The organism is Klebsiella sp. CB_Kp196, assembly GCF_040061575.1.
Classification (GTDB): domain Bacteria; phylum Pseudomonadota; class Gammaproteobacteria; order Enterobacterales; family Enterobacteriaceae; genus Klebsiella; species Klebsiella michiganensis.
In genome coordinates this window covers 17,480-31,423 of the sequence record NZ_JBEAFH010000034.1, presented here as the reverse complement: position 1 = coordinate 31,423, position 13,944 = coordinate 17,480, and the positions used below count along the sequence as shown (strand labels likewise).

The window sequence follows — 13,944 nt, the reverse complement described above, 5'->3', positions numbered from 1 at the left end:
TATAACTATGGTCAGCAATAATAGCGAACGGTCAGGCGAATATTTGTTGGAAATGAGCAACATCAACAAATCGTTTCCTGGCGTCAAGGCTCTCGATAATGTGAACCTCAAGGTTCGTCCCCACTCTATTCACGCGTTAATGGGGGAGAACGGCGCGGGCAAATCTACATTATTAAAATGCCTATTTGGAATCTATCAAAAAGATTCCGGCAGTATTCTTTTTCAGGGACAAGAGATCGATTTCCATTCGGCAAAAGAAGCCCTGGAAAACGGTATTTCAATGGTTCATCAGGAATTAAACCTGGTATTGCAACGTTCGGTAATGGACAACATGTGGCTGGGGCGTTATCCCACCAAAGGCGTGTTTGTCGATCAGGACAAAATGTATCGTGATACCAAAGCGATTTTCGATGAGCTGGATATTGATATCGACCCGCGCGCTCGCGTCGGAACGCTATCGGTATCGCAAATGCAGATGATTGAAATTGCGAAGGCATTTTCCTATAACGCCAAAATTGTGATTATGGATGAGCCGACTTCTTCGTTAACCGAAAAAGAGGTCAACCATCTGTTTAAAATTATCCGCAAGCTGAAAGAGCGCGGCTGCGGCATAGTCTATATTTCCCACAAAATGGAAGAGATCTTCCAGCTGTGCGATGAAATTACCATCCTGCGCGACGGTCAGTGGATTGCCACCCAGCCGCTGGACGGGCTGGATATGGATAAGATCATCGCGATGATGGTGGGCCGCTCCCTCAATCAGCGCTTCCCGAACAAGGAGAATAAGCCGGGTGAGGTAATTCTTGAGGTGCGCAATTTAACCTCACTGCGCCAGCCATCGATTCGCGATGTCTCTTTCGATCTGCACAAAGGCGAAATCCTGGGGATTGCCGGACTGGTTGGCGCGAAACGTACCGATATCGTCGAGACGTTATTTGGTATTCGCGAGAAGGCCGGCGGGACGATCAAGCTGCACGGTAAGAAGATTAATAACCATAATGCCAATGAAGCCATCAACCATGGCTTTGCGCTGGTGACCGAAGAGCGCCGTTCGACGGGAATTTATGCCTACCTGGATATCGGTTTTAACTCGCTGATCTCCAATATTAAGAAATACAAGAATAAGGTCGGATTGCTGGATAATTCACGCATGAAAAGCGATACCCAATGGGTGATTGATTCGATGCGCGTGAAAACCCCGGGGCAGCATACGCAAATTGGTTCGTTGTCCGGTGGTAACCAACAAAAAGTGATTATCGGTCGCTGGTTATTGACCCAGCCGGAAATTCTGATGCTCGATGAACCCACGCGCGGCATTGACGTTGGGGCGAAGTTCGAAATTTACCAGCTGATCGCCGAGCTGGCAAAAAAAGACAAAGGAATCATTATTATTTCCTCCGAGATGCCGGAGCTGCTGGGTATTACTGACCGTATTCTGGTAATGAGCAATGGTCTTGTTGCCGGAATTGTTGAGACTAAAACCACCACGCAAAACGAAATTCTCCGTCTTGCGTCGTTGCACCTTTAAGATCAGGGGCTCCTCATGAGTGCGTTAAATAAAAAGAGTTTTCTCACCTATTTGAAAGAAGGTGGGATTTACGTGGTTCTTTTAGTATTGCTGGCCATTATTATTTTCCAGGATCCGACTTTCTTAAGTTTGCTGAACTTAAGTAATATTCTGACCCAGTCTTCGGTGCGTATTATTATCGCTCTCGGCGTGGCCGGACTTATTGTCACCCAGGGAACCGACCTTTCAGCCGGACGCCAGGTCGGCCTGGCGGCGGTTATCGCCGCCACGATGCTGCAGGCGGTGGACAATGCCAATAAGGTGTTCCCGGAGATGGCCACGATGCCGATCCCGCTGGTTATCCTGCTGGTGTGTGCGATCGGCGCGGTCATTGGTCTTATCAACGGTATTATCATCGCTTACCTGAACGTGACGCCGTTTATCACCACCCTCGGCACGATGATCATCGTTTACGGTATCAACTCCCTGTATTACGACTTTGTTGGCGCGTCGCCGATTTCCGGCTTCGATAGCCACTTCTCGCAGTTTGCCCAGGGGTTTATCGCGCTGGGCTCATTCCGCCTGTCGTATATCACCTTCTATGCGCTGATTGCCGTGTTCTTCGTATGGATCCTGTGGAACAAGACCCGCTTTGGTAAAAACATTTTTGCTATCGGCGGTAACCCGGAAGCGGCGAAAGTCTCCGGCGTCAACGTCGCCCTGAACCTGCTGATGATTTATGCGCTCTCCGGCGTGTTCTACGCGTTCGGCGGGCTGCTGGAAGCCGGACGTATCGGTTCGGCGACCAACAACCTTGGCTTTATGTATGAACTGGATGCGATTGCCGCCTGCGTGGTCGGCGGCGTATCGTTCAGCGGCGGCGTCGGTACCGTATTTGGCGTGGTGACCGGGGTGATAATCTTCACCGTCATCAACTACGGTCTGACCTATATCGGCGTGAACCCGTACTGGCAGTACATCATTAAAGGGGCGATTATCATCTTCGCCGTGGCGCTGGATTCGCTTAAGTATGCGCGGAAGAAGTAACGATTAGTGAATGAAGGCAGGCGTCAGTTCAGGCGTCTGCCTTTTGCATTTTCTGGATGATAATTTGCCGCCTTCCTGCCACTCGAATTATTCAGGGTATCTATCCTCAGTATCCCGATACTCACTCGCGTAATCAGAAAAGTATTCCCGCTCGATAAGACGCCAGTTATCACGCTCACTTTATGGAGGCTTTACTTCTCTTTTTTCTGCAGCTCCAGCAGCTGCTGCGGCGTGACCGCCGGATAGGACTGTGCGCCGTCGGGCACTTCCTGCAGCGCGGGAATCGGGATCAGCGGGCCTAAAAAGCGCGGTTCGCGTTTAAAAATATAGAGATCCGCCAGCGCGCCGAAGCGGGCGCCGAACTCGCGCAGGCGAACGCTCCACATATCCTTCGGCGACGGCACCGCGTAGCACTGCGCCTGAATCCCCATATGCAGGGCAATAAACAGCGCGCGCTCGCAGTGGAAGCGTTGGGTAATAATAATAAAGTCGTTAGTATCGAAGACCTTACGGGTGCGGACAATCGAATCGAGCGTACGGAAACCCGCATAGTCCAGCACAATATCCGCCGGATCGACGCCGGCTTTAATTAAATCGCGGCGCATGGTCATCGGCTCGTTATAGCTTTGCAGCGCGTTATCGCCGCTGAGCAGCAGATAGTTCACCTTGCCGCTGTTGTAGGCGTTCAGCGCGCCCTGAATCCGGTAACGATAATATTGGTTGATAACCCCGGTACGGTAGTACTTGGCGGTACCGAGCACGACGCCGACCTGGCGGTAGGGCAGGTCCTGTAGCTCATCGTAAATATAGGGAGAGGTTTTCCAGCTCATCCAGCGGTCGAGTCCCAACACGGTTAACAGCAGCAAGCCGAACAGGACTAACAGGCTGTATAACACACGCTTTAACATGGACCTGGCTCAATAGTGGACGAAGGAAGCTTCAGGCTACTTTACCCGTCGGGCAAGCGCAAGAAACCGTCGTTTAATTGCGGGGATTTTCAACAGCGCGGGCCGTTTGGCCCGCAGAATGTGACTAACCTAACAGTACGCGATCGATATTATAGCAGCCCAGCGCCTTCAGCGTCGCCGCGGTGGCGTCCCACTGGATAAGCGCCGCATCGGCCTTCTCGGCCAGGATCGCGCGCTGGATATCCGGGTAATCGTATCCGTTGAGGCTCAGCAGATTCAGCGCACCCTGCAGCGGGGGCAGCGTCGGGTTAAAGGCGGCGTTTTCGGCATAGCTACCGGTGAAAAGAGTACCGTCTTTCAGCTCCAGCGCAACGCCGGATGGTGAGTTGCTGTAAGGCATATGGCAACGGTTGGCCGCCTGAATCGCCGCCTGAGCCAGCGTGTCGCCGCTGAGCGGGAAGCCGTGGTCCTGCTCATCCATCAGCAGGGTTTTTATGTCCAGATCTTTCGGGCCGAAAGCGTCCGGCAAATAGTGCTGCAGCGAATGCGCTTCGCGCCCGGGAAGGTGGATGCGCAGCGACAGGCCGCTGTTCAGTTCGTTCATAAACTGACGACAGTGGCCGCAGGGGGTGTAGTTCACGGTAATCGCCCGCAGGGATTTTTCGCCGCGCAGCCAGGCGTGGCTGATGGCGCTTTGTTCGGCGTGCACGGTCTGCTGCATGGTGGCGCCGAGAAATTCCATATTGCCGCCGAAGTACCAGGTACCGCTGATGCCGCGGGCAATCGCGCCGACGTTAAAATGCGACAGATCGGCCCGCGCGCAGGCCGCCGCCAGCGGCAGCAAAGCAAAGGCCAGCGCGTCTTCATCCAGCCCCGTCGCGCTTTGCAGCGCTGCCACCTGGTCTGCATTCAGCAGGGCCGGGAAATGCGGGTCGGCCAGCATCGGGGCGATGGCCGCTTGCAGGTCCGCCGCCAGTTGGGGAAGAACAGCTTGAAAACGTGGGTGCATGGCGTTGCCTCATAACAATGTAATGGAAATCTAGTGTACGGGTGGTTACAACCTGTATATGTGATAAACATCTCATTGTCATTGCAACTAATCTGTGTTGCATTTAAAAATGTGATTCAAATCACATTTAACCCACCACCGCTAAAATGAGCGGAAACAAAAACGGCGCGACCAGCGAGGTAATAATCCCGCAAAGCACCAGCGCCAGCGAGCTGAACGCCCCTTCCTGATAGTCGAGCTCAGCGCAGCGGGCGGTCCCCAGGGCGTGGGATGCGGTACCCATCGACAGCCCGCGCGAGGCCTTGGTGCGGATGCGCATCACATTCAGCAGGGTGTGGCCAAAGACCGCGCCGAGAATGCCGACGAAAATAACGCAGACCGCGCTGATCGCCGGGATCCCGCCAATGCTGCTGCTCACCGCCATGGCGATCGGCGTCGTTACCGATTTCGGCAAAATAGAGGCGGCAATCTGCGGGGTTGCGCCCATCATCAGGGCAACGGTAGTGCCGGTGACCATCGCCACCACGCTGCCGATAAAGCAGATGGTGATGATTGACTTCCAGCGGGCGCGGATTTGGTGCAGCTGCTCATACAAAGGAAAGGCCAACGCCACCACCGCCGGCTGCAGCAGGTCGTTAAGAATTTTGCTGCCGAGGAAATAGCGCTCGTAGGAGATGCCGGTAATCAGCAGAAAAGGTATCAGCACCACCATCGCGACCAGCAGCGGGTTGAGAAGCGGAAATTTAAACCGCGCCGCCAGCCTGCGGGCAAGGAAAAAGACGGCCAGGGTTAACGGCAGCGACCACCAGATTTCATGGATCATTTTTCACTTCCTTTTTGCCCAACCACTTTGCGCTCACCGTGAACCAGGTGTGAACTCCAGCTGACCACTAAAAAGACCACCAGCGTGCTTATCGCGCAGGAGACCACCACCGGGCCAAACTGCGCGCGCAGTAAATCCCAGTACTGCATGACGCCGACGCCAATAGGTACAAACAGCAGCGCCATATAGCGAATCAGGATGTTGCAGCCGGGGTTGACCCACTGTGCAGGCAAGATTTGCAGCGCCAGCAGAAAAAACAGAATCAACATGCCAATAATGCTGCCGGGAATCGCGATCGGCAGGAGCGAAGAGAGAAAAATGCCCGCATACAGGCAGGCGTAGATGAGCACGAAAGCGCGCAGATACTGCCAGATAATAATCAGTGATTTACTCATGGTAATAACCCTTGATGAACCGCATTCATCATACAATTAAAGCCAAAAATGTGCTACCGATCACATCATGAATTCTGCGCATACCTGCGATAGAGACCGTGAACACCGGACCGGGCGGCGGTCAGAGTGAAGATTGCAGGGACAAGCAATGGAGAAATCGGCTCAGCGCCAGCGACGGCGCTTCACTTTTTCGCCAGAACACCCCAACGCTACCTTTTTGTTCAATGCGCGGCAAATTAAGAATCGCCAGCTGGTGCTGGGCCGCGTAGCGCTGCGCCAGGCGCAGTGAGAGAATCGAGACCATATCGCTGCTCTGCAGCAGATTGCTGGTGACGTTCATCGAGGCGGACTCAATGGTGTTTTCCGGCAGCATCACGCCGTTATCCACCAGCGCGTTGTCGATGCTCAGGCGAATTGGCGTGCCGGTGGGCCAGACGATCCAGCGCCACGGAGAGAGGTCGGCCCAGCTTAATCGCGATTTCTGGGCCAGCGGGTGATCGGGGCGGGCGACAAAGCAGACCGGTTCGGTGTAGAGCACCCGGTAGCTCAGCGGCAGCTCCAGCGCCCGCCCGCCGACGCGCCCGACGACGACATCCACCACCCCGGCGAGCAGGTCGTTAAGCAGCGGCGTCATCACTTTCTCTTCGATATTCAGGTGCAGGGTCGGCATCTCTTTCAGCAGTTCGAGGATCGCCTGTGAGACGCAGTCGGTCGCCACCGGCGAACAGCCGATCATCAGGCTGCCCACCTGTCCTCCCTGTTTAAAACGCTCGATTTCATACTGCGAACGCGACATATCGTTAATCAGTCGCTGGGCGTGCTGAAGCAGCAGCTTTCCGCCTTCGGTCGGGCGCAGACCTTTGCTGTGGCGTTCGAACAAAACCATGCCGACTTCGTCTTCAAACTGGCTGAGCCATTTGGAGAGCGCGGGCTGAGTAATGTTCATCATTTTCGCCACCTGCGTGAGATTGCCTTGCTCCCCCAGCGCCACCAGCATCTGTAAATGGTGCAGCTTCAGTTTCTGCGTCCAGTCTGCCATCAGCGATAACCTCCAGGTTATGTCTATGCCCGAAATACCATTGTACATTTCATTGCCAGAGTTACAAACTCGCAACATAAAAGAAATAAATACAACATCTACCCCTACCTGCTCTGAGGCATGATCATGACTCAACGACTTGAACTACAAAAACTACTCAACGCTGCGCCGGTCGGCGCCCGGCAGTGGCGCGTGATTATCTGCTGTTTTCTGGTGGTGATGCTTGATGGCTTCGATACCGCCGCGATTGGTTTTATTGCGCCGGATATCCGCAGCCACTGGCAATTAACCGCCGGTGACCTCGCGCCGCTATTTGGCGCAGGCTTGCTGGGCCTGACCGCCGGGGCGCTGCTCTGCGGTCCGCTCTCCGACCGCTTTGGCCGCAAACGGGTGATTGAGTTCTGCGTCGCGCTGTTCGGCCTGTTCAGCCTGCTTTCCGCGTTTGCCCCCGATCTACAGATGCTGGTGTTCCTGCGTTTTCTGACCGGCCTCGGCCTCGGCGGCGCGATGCCTAATACCATTACCATGACCTCGGAATATCTGCCCGCCCGGCGGCGCGGGGCGCTGGTGACCCTGATGTTTTGTGGATTCACCCTCGGCTCGGCCTTCGGCGGCGTGGTCAGCGCGCAGCTGGTCCCGCTGATTGGCTGGCACGGTATTCTGGTGCTGGGCGGCGTTTTGCCGCTGCTGCTGGCGGTGGCGCTGATACCGCTGCTTCCTGAATCTCCGCGCTGGCAGATCCGTCGCCAGCTCCCGCAGGCGGTGATTGCCAAAAACGTTAGTGCCATAACCGGCGAACGCTATACCGATACCCATTTCTGGCTTGATGAGCCTGCCGCAGGGGCGAAGGGCAGCATCAGCCAGCTGTTCGCCGGTCGCCAGCTGGCCATCACCTTAATGCTATGGGTGGTGTTCTTTATGAGCCTGTTGATTATCTATCTGCTCTCCAGCTGGATGCCGACGCTGCTTAACCATCGGGGGATTGATTTACAGCACGCTTCGTGGGTCACCGCCGCCTTCCAGATTGGCGGCACCTTTGGCGCGCTGCTGCTCGGCGTGCTGATGGATCGCTTCAATCCCTATCGGGTGCTGGCGCTGAGCTACGGCCTGGGGGCGGTCTGTATCGTCATGATTGGCCTGAGCGAGAACGGCCTGTGGCTGATGGCGCTGGCGATTTTCGGCACCGGGATTGGCATCAGCGGCTCGCAGGTGGGGCTGAATGCGCTAACCGCTACGCTGTATCCCACCCAAAGCCGCGCGACCGGGGTGAGCTGGTCAAACGCGGTCGGCCGCTGCGGCGCCATCGTCGGCTCGCTCTCCGGCGGCGTGATGATGGCGATGAATTTCTCTTTTGACACCCTGTTTTTTGTTATCGCAGTACCGGCCGTCGTTAGCGCCGTGATGCTTGTCCTGCTGACGCTTGCCGTCCGCAACCCAACATCTGTACCTGCCGCGTTGCCTTCTGCTGGCATCGTGAATAAATAAGGAGAACGCTCATGACTCAATCTTCAATGGAAATCAATAAAGACCGTCAGCAGTACTATCAGCATATTTCCGGACAAAACCTGACGCCGCTTTGGGAATCCCTGCACCACCTGGTGCCGAAAACGCCGAATGCCACCTGCGCCCCGGCCTACTGGAATTATCAGGAGATTCGCCCGCTGCTGATGAAAAGCGGCGAGCTGATTGGCGCGAAAGAGGCGATACGCCGCGTGCTGGTGCTGGAGAACCCGGCGCTGCGCGGACAGTCATCGATTACCTCCTCGCTGTACGCCGGATTACAGCTGATTATGCCCGGCGAAGTGGCGCCGAGCCACCGTCATAACCAGTCGGCGCTGCGCTTTGTGGTTGAAGGTGAAGGGGCATTTACCGCCGTCGATGGCGAACGCACCGCCATGCGCGCCGGTGACTTTATTCTGACGCCGCAGTGGCGCTGGCACGATCACGGCAACCCCGGCAATGAGCCGGTGGTCTGGCTCGACGGTCTCGACCTGCCGCTGGTGAACTATCTGGGCTGCGCTTTTGCTGAGGATTACCCGGAAGATCAGCAGCCGGTGACCCGCAAAGAGGGAGACTACCTGCCGCGCTACGCCGCCAATATGCTGCCGCTGCGCCATCAGGTCGGTAACTCTTCGCCCATCTTTAACTATCGCTACGACCGCAGCCGCGAAGCGCTGCACGACCTGACGCGTATGGGCGATGCCGACGAGTGGGACGGCTATAAAATGCGCTACGTTAACCCGGTTACCGGCGGCTATCCGATGCCGTCGATGGGCGCCTTCCTGCAGCTGTTACCGAAAGGGTTTACCTCACGCGCGGCGAAAACCACCGACAGCACTATCTATCACGTGGTGGAAGGTAGCGGCCAGGTCACCATTGGCGAACAGACCTTCGCCTTCCAGGCAAAAGATATCTTCGTGGTGCCGACCTGGCACGCCGTCTCTTTTAACTCTGCCGAAGATACCGTGTTATTCAGCTTTTCGGACCGTCCCGTGCAGGAAGCGCTCGGCCTGTTCCGCGAAGCGCGTTATTAAAAATGAAGAATAAGGAATCCATCATGACTCAATACGTTTTTGCACCCCAGGCCCCGATTAGCGTTCCGGTTGTCGGCAGCGATGAGCAGTTCCCGGTGCGCCGCGTTTACTGCGTGGGCCGCAACTACGCCGCTCACGCGCGTGAAATGGGCTTTGACCCGGATCGCGAACCGCCGTTTTTCTTCTGTAAGCCAGCCGATGCGGTGGTGCCCGTCGCTGCGGGAGAGACGCTGGAGTTACCGTATCCGACGCAAACCGACAACTATCACTACGAAATTGAACTGGTGGTGGCGATTGGCAAGCGGGGAAGCGATATCCCGCTGGAGCAGGCCCATGAGTATATCTGGGGCTATGCCACGGGGCTGGATATGACCCGCCGCGATCGCCAGATGGAGATGCGCCAGATGGGCCGTCCGTGGGAGATTGGCAAAGCTTTTGACCTTTCCGCGCCGATTGCGCCGCTGCATAAAGCGGATACGGCGGACGTGAACCAGTCCGGAATTTGGCTGCAGGTAAACGGGGAAGATCATCAGCGCAGCGATATTCGCCACCTGATCTGGTCGGTCAATGAGACCATCAGCTATCTTTCCGGCTTCTTTGAGCTGCAGCCCGGCGATCTGATTTTCACCGGCACGCCGGAAGGCGTCGGCGCGGTGGTGAAAGGCGATGTCATCACCGGCAACGTAGATGGACTGACGCCAATCGCCGTGCGCGTGGTGTGAGGTGAATGATGAAGCTGTACAGTTTTTTCAATAGCTCAGCCTCCTACCGCGTGCGCATCGCGCTGGCGCTGAAAGGCATCGACTACCAGAGCGTGGGCGTCAATATCCGCATTGGTCAGCAGAACGCGCTGGAATACCGGCGGCTGAATCCGGTTGGCCTGGTGCCAACGTTGATTACTGATGATGGTGAATCTCTCGGCCAGTCGCTGGCGATTGCCGACTGGCTGGATCGGCACTATCCGCAGCCGCTGCTGCTGCCCCAGGAGGACAGCGCGCGGATGCGGGTCCTGGAGATTGTTTACGCCATCGCCTGCGATATTCATCCAATAAACAACATGCGCGTTTTACGCTACCTCAGCGACGAACTGAAGGTAAGCGAAGAGGAGAAAAAGCGCTGGTATGCACACTGGATCCAGCAGGGATTCAGCGCCGTCGAGCAGCTATTGCGCCACGCGAAATCCGGCGCTTTTTGTGTGGGCGATGCGCCCACCCTGGCAGACTGCTGTCTGGTACCGCAGTGGGCCAACGCGCTGAGAATGGGCTGCGATCTCAGCCACTATCCGCGCTGCCAGGCGGTCTATGACGCCTGCACCCGGCTACCGGCGTTTATCGCCGCCGCGCCGGAAAACCAACAAGATAAGATCCCGGCTTAGGAGGCAACATGGCAAAAGTGATGCGAGCAATTATTGTCGGCGGTGGTATTGGCGGAGCGGCCACGGCGCTCTCTCTGGCGCGCCAGGGCATCAAAGTGATGCTGCTGGAAAAGGCGCATGAAATCGGCGAAATCGGCGCGGGGATCCAGCTTGGCCCAAATGCGTTCTCGGCGCTGGACAGCCTCGGCGTCGGCGAAGTCGCCCGCCAGCGGGCGGTATTTACCGACCATATCACCATGATGGATGCGGTAAACGGCGAAGAGGTGGTGCATATTGAAACCGGACAGGCGTTCCGCGACCATTTTGGCGGGCCGTATGCGGTGATCCACCGGGTAGACATCCACGCCACCGTCTGGGAAGCGGCGCTGACCCATCCGGCCGTGGAGTATCGCACCTCGACCCAGGTGGTGGATATCCGCCAGACCACCGATGACGTGACGGTTTTCGATGACAAAGGCAACAGCTGGACGGCGGATATTCTGATCGGCTGCGACGGCGGTAAGTCGGTGGTACGCCAGAGCCTGCTGGGGGATTCGCCGCGGGTGACCGGCCATGTAGTCTATCGCGCGGTGGTCGACGCCGCCGATATGCCGGAAGATTTGCGCATTAACGCGCCGGTGCTGTGGGCGGGTCCGCACTGCCACCTGGTGCATTATCCGCTGCGCGGCGGCAAGCAGTACAATCTGGTGGTGACCTTCCACAGCCGGGAGAAAGAAGAGTGGGGCGTGCGCGACGGCAGTAAAGAAGAGGTGCTCTCCTACTTTAAAGGCATTCACCCGCGTCCCCGGCAGATGCTGGATAAGCCGACCTCCTGGCGGCGCTGGTCCACCGCCGACCGCGAGCCGGTAGAGAAATGGGGCAACGACCGCATCACGCTGGTTGGCGATGCCGCTCACCCGGTGGCGCAGTATATGGCCCAGGGGGCCTGTATGGCGCTGGAAGACGCGGTGACGCTGGGTAAAGCCCTGGCGCAGTGCGACGGCGACGCCGCCCGCGCTTTTGCGCTGTATGAGTCGGTACGTATTCCGCGTACCGCGCGGATCGTCTGGTCGACGCGTGAAATGGGGCGGGTCTATCACGCCGCCGGCGTTGAGCGCCAGGTACGCAACCTGCTGTGGAAAGGCAAGACCCAGAGCGAGTTTTATCGCGGCATCGAGTGGCTGTACGGCTGGAAAGAGGATAACTGCCTGGAACCACGTTAAGCGGTTGTGCATTTCCCGGGGCGCAGACAGAGGTGACCTTGTAGCCCGGCTAAGCGCAGCGCAAGCCGGGAAGCAGCAGCGCCGCCGCCGGGAAAACCGATCTTGGCCCCTTTCAACCCGCATCCAGAGGCGCTAACATAGCGCCTCTTTTTTCCGGGCAATGAAAAAACAATATGCGTGTATTACTGGCGCCGATGGAAGGCGTGCTCGATTCGCTGGTGCGCGAGCTGCTGACCGAAGTAAATGATTACGATCTCTGCATCACCGAATTCTTGCGCGTGGTGGATCAGCTCCTGCCGGTAAAATCGTTCTACAGACTGTGTCCGGAACTGCATAACAACAGCCTGACGCCGTCCGGCACCCGCGTGCGCGTACAGCTGCTCGGGCAGTATCCGCAGTGGCTGGCGGAAAACGCCGCTCGCGCGGTCGAACTCGGTTCCTGGGGCGTTGACCTTAACTGCGGCTGCCCGTCAAAACTGGTGAACGGCAGCGGCGGCGGGGCGACTCTGCTCAAAGATCCCGAGCTTATCTATCGCGGCGCCAAAGCGATGCGCGAGGCGGTTCCCGGCCATCTGCCGGTCACGGTAAAAGTTCGGCTTGGCTGGGACAGCGGCGAGCGGCGGTTTGAAATTGCCGATGCGGTCCAGCAGGCGGGCGCCAGCGAGCTGGTGGTTCACGGCCGCACCAAAGAGGATGGCTATAAAGCGGAACGCATTGACTGGCAGGCTATCGGCGAAATCCGTCAGCGCCTGACTATCCCGGTGGTGGCCAACGGTGAAATCTGGGACTGGCAAAGCGCCCAGGATTGCCTGGCCGCGACCGGCTGCGATGCGGTGATGATTGGCCGCGGCGCGCTGAACGTTCCAAACCTGAGTCGGGTGATAAAATATAACGAACCGCGTATGCCCTGGCCGCAGGTGGTCGAACTGCTGCAAAAATACACCCGTCTGGAAAAGCAGGGCGACACCGGCCTTTATCACGTCGCGCGGATAAAACAGTGGCTGAGCTATTTGCGTAAAGAGTATCTGGAAGCGGCTGACCTGTTCAGCGCGGTACGCACCCTACAGGATTCAACCAGCATAGCGCGCACGATTAACGACTGGCGTAGCTAAACTATCTGACCGGCATCACATTTTTTAGCTTGTCCCATTGAGATTACCCGGCGGACAGTGAAATACTCACTACCGATTGTTACTGCTCCGGCAGGCAAAACCTGATTTCCTGGCATCCGTCGGGGTCAGGTTTTTTTGTTTTTGGGGTTCATATGCAAATCGCCAAAGTACTTAATAATAATGTAGTGGTGGTTGTTGATGAGCAGCAGCGCGAACAGGTGGTCATGGGCCGAGGACTTGCCTTTCAGAAACGCGTTGGTGACTCTCTTGATGAAAGTAAAATTGAAAAGGTCTTCGCGCTGCAGAGCGATGAACTGGTTGGCCGTTTAGGTGAATTACTCAGTCAGATACCATTAGAAGTGATGACGACCTGCGATCGGATCATCGATCTGGCGCGCGGTCGTCTCGGTAAGTTACAGGATAGTTTGTACATTACCCTGACCGACCACTGCCACTTTGCGATTGAGCGGCAGAAGAAGGGCATCGCTATTCGTAATGTGCTGCTGTGGGAAATAAAGCGGCTGTATCCGAAGGAATTTGAGTTAGGGCAGGAAGCGCGGGCGATTATCGCCAAACGGCTCGGGGTTGAACTGGCCGAAGATGAAGCGGGTTTTATCGCCCTGCATCTGGTCACGGCGCAGCTCAACAGCGAAATGCCGGAAGTGATGCACGTCACCCGGGTCATGCAGGAGATCCTGCAGCTGGTGAAGTATCAGCTGACGCTGAACTACGACGAAGAGTCGCTGAGCTACCAGCGCTTTGTCACCCATCTCAAGTTTTTCGCCCAGCGTATGCTGACGCGAACGGTGGTCGAAGATGATGATGTGACGCTGCACAGCGCGGTAAAGGATAACTACCCTAAAGCGTGGAAGTGTGCGGAAACCGTCGCGCGGCACCTGCAAAAGAGCTACCAGCGGCCGCTGACGACGGAAGAAATTATGTTTCTCGCCATTCATATTGAGCGGGTGAGAAAAGAGGGACGCTAAGCGCCGA

Annotated in this window: 14 protein-coding genes; 9 read left to right on the top strand and 5 right to left on the bottom strand. The window is 56.7% G+C overall.

Annotation, left to right across the window (positions count from 1 at the left end; all coding sequences use genetic code 11):
- Nucleotides 1–7 precede the first annotated feature (7 nt).
- Nucleotides 8–1,528: a galactose/methyl galactoside ABC transporter ATP-binding protein MglA gene (gene mglA / locus ABLU87_RS08115; RefSeq protein WP_103815422.1), complete on the top strand. Its 1,521-nt coding sequence runs from the start codon at nt 8–10 to the stop codon at nt 1,526–1,528.
- A gap of 15 nt (nt 1,529–1,543) precedes the next feature.
- Nucleotides 1,544–2,554 carry a galactose/methyl galactoside ABC transporter permease MglC gene (mglC, locus tag ABLU87_RS08110; protein ID WP_004852662.1) on the top strand — a complete coding sequence of 337 codons (1,011 nt, stop codon included), beginning with the start codon at nt 1,544–1,546 and terminating at the stop codon, nt 2,552–2,554.
- A 191-nt stretch (nt 2,555–2,745) separates the two neighbouring features.
- On the opposite strand, the gene sanA is transcribed toward mglC, so the two are convergent.
- From sanA to ABLU87_RS08085, 5 genes are all read right to left on the bottom strand, one after another.
- Nucleotides 2,746–3,462 (bottom strand): outer membrane permeability protein SanA, encoded by a 717-nt coding sequence (gene sanA / locus ABLU87_RS08105; protein WP_004852661.1) that lies wholly within the window; start codon nt 3,460–3,462, stop codon nt 2,746–2,748.
- Nucleotides 3,463–3,586: 124 nt separating this feature from the next.
- Nucleotides 3,587–4,471 carry a cytidine deaminase gene (cdd, locus tag ABLU87_RS08100; RefSeq protein ID WP_103815420.1) on the bottom strand — a complete coding sequence of 295 codons (885 nt, stop codon included), beginning with the start codon at nt 4,469–4,471 and terminating at the stop codon, nt 3,587–3,589.
- 127 nt (nt 4,472–4,598) lie between these two features.
- Entirely contained in the window at nt 4,599–5,294 is a 696-nt protein-coding gene (locus tag ABLU87_RS08095) for a CidB/LrgB family autolysis modulator (RefSeq protein ID WP_004122851.1), read from the bottom strand.
- A complete protein-coding gene (locus ABLU87_RS08090; protein WP_014230151.1) occupies nt 5,291–5,689 on the bottom strand; it encodes a CidA/LrgA family protein in 399 nt (132 codons plus the stop codon). The genes ABLU87_RS08095 and ABLU87_RS08090 overlap by 4 nt, the downstream gene beginning before the upstream one ends.
- A 121-nt stretch (nt 5,690–5,810) precedes the next feature.
- Nucleotides 5,811–6,728, bottom strand: a complete 918-nt coding sequence (locus ABLU87_RS08085; protein ID WP_004852655.1) for a LysR family transcriptional regulator — start codon at nt 6,726–6,728, stop codon at nt 5,811–5,813.
- Nucleotides 6,729–6,854: 126 nt separating this feature from the next.
- Here ABLU87_RS08085 and ABLU87_RS08080 point away from each other — a divergent pair, with 126 nt between their 5' ends.
- From ABLU87_RS08080 to bglG, 7 genes are all read left to right on the top strand, one after another.
- The gene (locus tag ABLU87_RS08080; RefSeq protein WP_049082278.1) at nt 6,855–8,213 is read left to right on the top strand and encodes an aromatic acid/H+ symport family MFS transporter; all 1,359 of its coding nucleotides are present in this window, start codon (nt 6,855–6,857) and stop codon (nt 8,211–8,213) included.
- 11 nt (nt 8,214–8,224) lie between these two features.
- Nucleotides 8,225–9,262: a gentisate 1,2-dioxygenase gene (gene gtdA, locus ABLU87_RS08075; RefSeq protein WP_025106756.1), complete on the top strand. Its 1,038-nt coding sequence runs from the start codon at nt 8,225–8,227 to the stop codon at nt 9,260–9,262.
- Nucleotides 9,263–9,285: 23 nt separating this feature from the next.
- Nucleotides 9,286–9,984: a fumarylacetoacetate hydrolase family protein gene (locus tag ABLU87_RS08070; protein WP_103815418.1), complete on the top strand. Its 699-nt coding sequence runs from the start codon at nt 9,286–9,288 to the stop codon at nt 9,982–9,984.
- 8 nt (nt 9,985–9,992) lie between these two features.
- Complete coding sequence (gene maiA / locus ABLU87_RS08065) at nt 9,993–10,637, top strand: maleylacetoacetate isomerase (protein ID WP_025106757.1); 645 nt, start codon at nt 9,993–9,995, stop codon at nt 10,635–10,637.
- Nucleotides 10,638–10,645: 8 nt separating this feature from the next.
- A complete protein-coding gene (locus tag ABLU87_RS08060; RefSeq protein WP_046877138.1) occupies nt 10,646–11,839 on the top strand; it encodes a 3-hydroxybenzoate 6-monooxygenase in 1,194 nt (397 codons plus the stop codon).
- 173 nt (nt 11,840–12,012) lie between these two features.
- Nucleotides 12,013–12,951, top strand: coding sequence for a tRNA dihydrouridine(16) synthase DusC (dusC, locus tag ABLU87_RS08055; RefSeq protein ID WP_014230145.1), 939 nt, complete (start codon nt 12,013–12,015; stop codon nt 12,949–12,951).
- A 152-nt stretch (nt 12,952–13,103) separates the two neighbouring features.
- Nucleotides 13,104–13,937 (top strand): transcriptional antiterminator BglG, encoded by an 834-nt coding sequence (bglG, locus tag ABLU87_RS08050; protein ID WP_014230144.1) that lies wholly within the window; start codon nt 13,104–13,106, stop codon nt 13,935–13,937.
- The last annotated feature ends 7 nt before the right edge of the window (nt 13,938–13,944 follow it).

What these genes read in the sequence shown, in the direction of transcription:
- mglA (WP_103815422.1), top strand. Translation starts at nt 8, where the DNA reads ATGGTCAGCAATAATAGCGAACGGTCAGGCGAATATTTGTTGGAAATG.
- mglC (WP_004852662.1), top strand. Translation starts at nt 1,544, where the DNA reads ATGAGTGCGTTAAATAAAAAGAGTTTTCTCACCTATTTGAAAGAAGGT.
- sanA (WP_004852661.1), bottom strand. Translation starts at nt 3,462, where the DNA reads ATGTTAAAGCGTGTGTTATACAGCCTGTTAGTCCTGTTCGGCTTGCTG.
- cdd (WP_103815420.1), bottom strand. Translation starts at nt 4,471, where the DNA reads ATGCACCCACGTTTTCAAGCTGTTCTTCCCCAACTGGCGGCGGACCTG.
- ABLU87_RS08095 (WP_004122851.1), bottom strand. Translation starts at nt 5,294, where the DNA reads ATGATCCATGAAATCTGGTGGTCGCTGCCGTTAACCCTGGCCGTCTTT.
- ABLU87_RS08090 (WP_014230151.1), bottom strand. Translation starts at nt 5,689, where the DNA reads ATGAGTAAATCACTGATTATTATCTGGCAGTATCTGCGCGCTTTCGTG.
- ABLU87_RS08085 (WP_004852655.1), bottom strand. Translation starts at nt 6,728, where the DNA reads ATGGCAGACTGGACGCAGAAACTGAAGCTGCACCATTTACAGATGCTG.
- ABLU87_RS08080 (WP_049082278.1), top strand. Translation starts at nt 6,855, where the DNA reads ATGACTCAACGACTTGAACTACAAAAACTACTCAACGCTGCGCCGGTC.
- gtdA (WP_025106756.1), top strand. Translation starts at nt 8,225, where the DNA reads ATGACTCAATCTTCAATGGAAATCAATAAAGACCGTCAGCAGTACTAT.
- ABLU87_RS08070 (WP_103815418.1), top strand. Translation starts at nt 9,286, where the DNA reads ATGACTCAATACGTTTTTGCACCCCAGGCCCCGATTAGCGTTCCGGTT.
- maiA (WP_025106757.1), top strand. Translation starts at nt 9,993, where the DNA reads ATGAAGCTGTACAGTTTTTTCAATAGCTCAGCCTCCTACCGCGTGCGC.
- ABLU87_RS08060 (WP_046877138.1), top strand. Translation starts at nt 10,646, where the DNA reads ATGGCAAAAGTGATGCGAGCAATTATTGTCGGCGGTGGTATTGGCGGA.
- dusC (WP_014230145.1), top strand. Translation starts at nt 12,013, where the DNA reads ATGCGTGTATTACTGGCGCCGATGGAAGGCGTGCTCGATTCGCTGGTG.
- bglG (WP_014230144.1), top strand. Translation starts at nt 13,104, where the DNA reads ATGCAAATCGCCAAAGTACTTAATAATAATGTAGTGGTGGTTGTTGAT.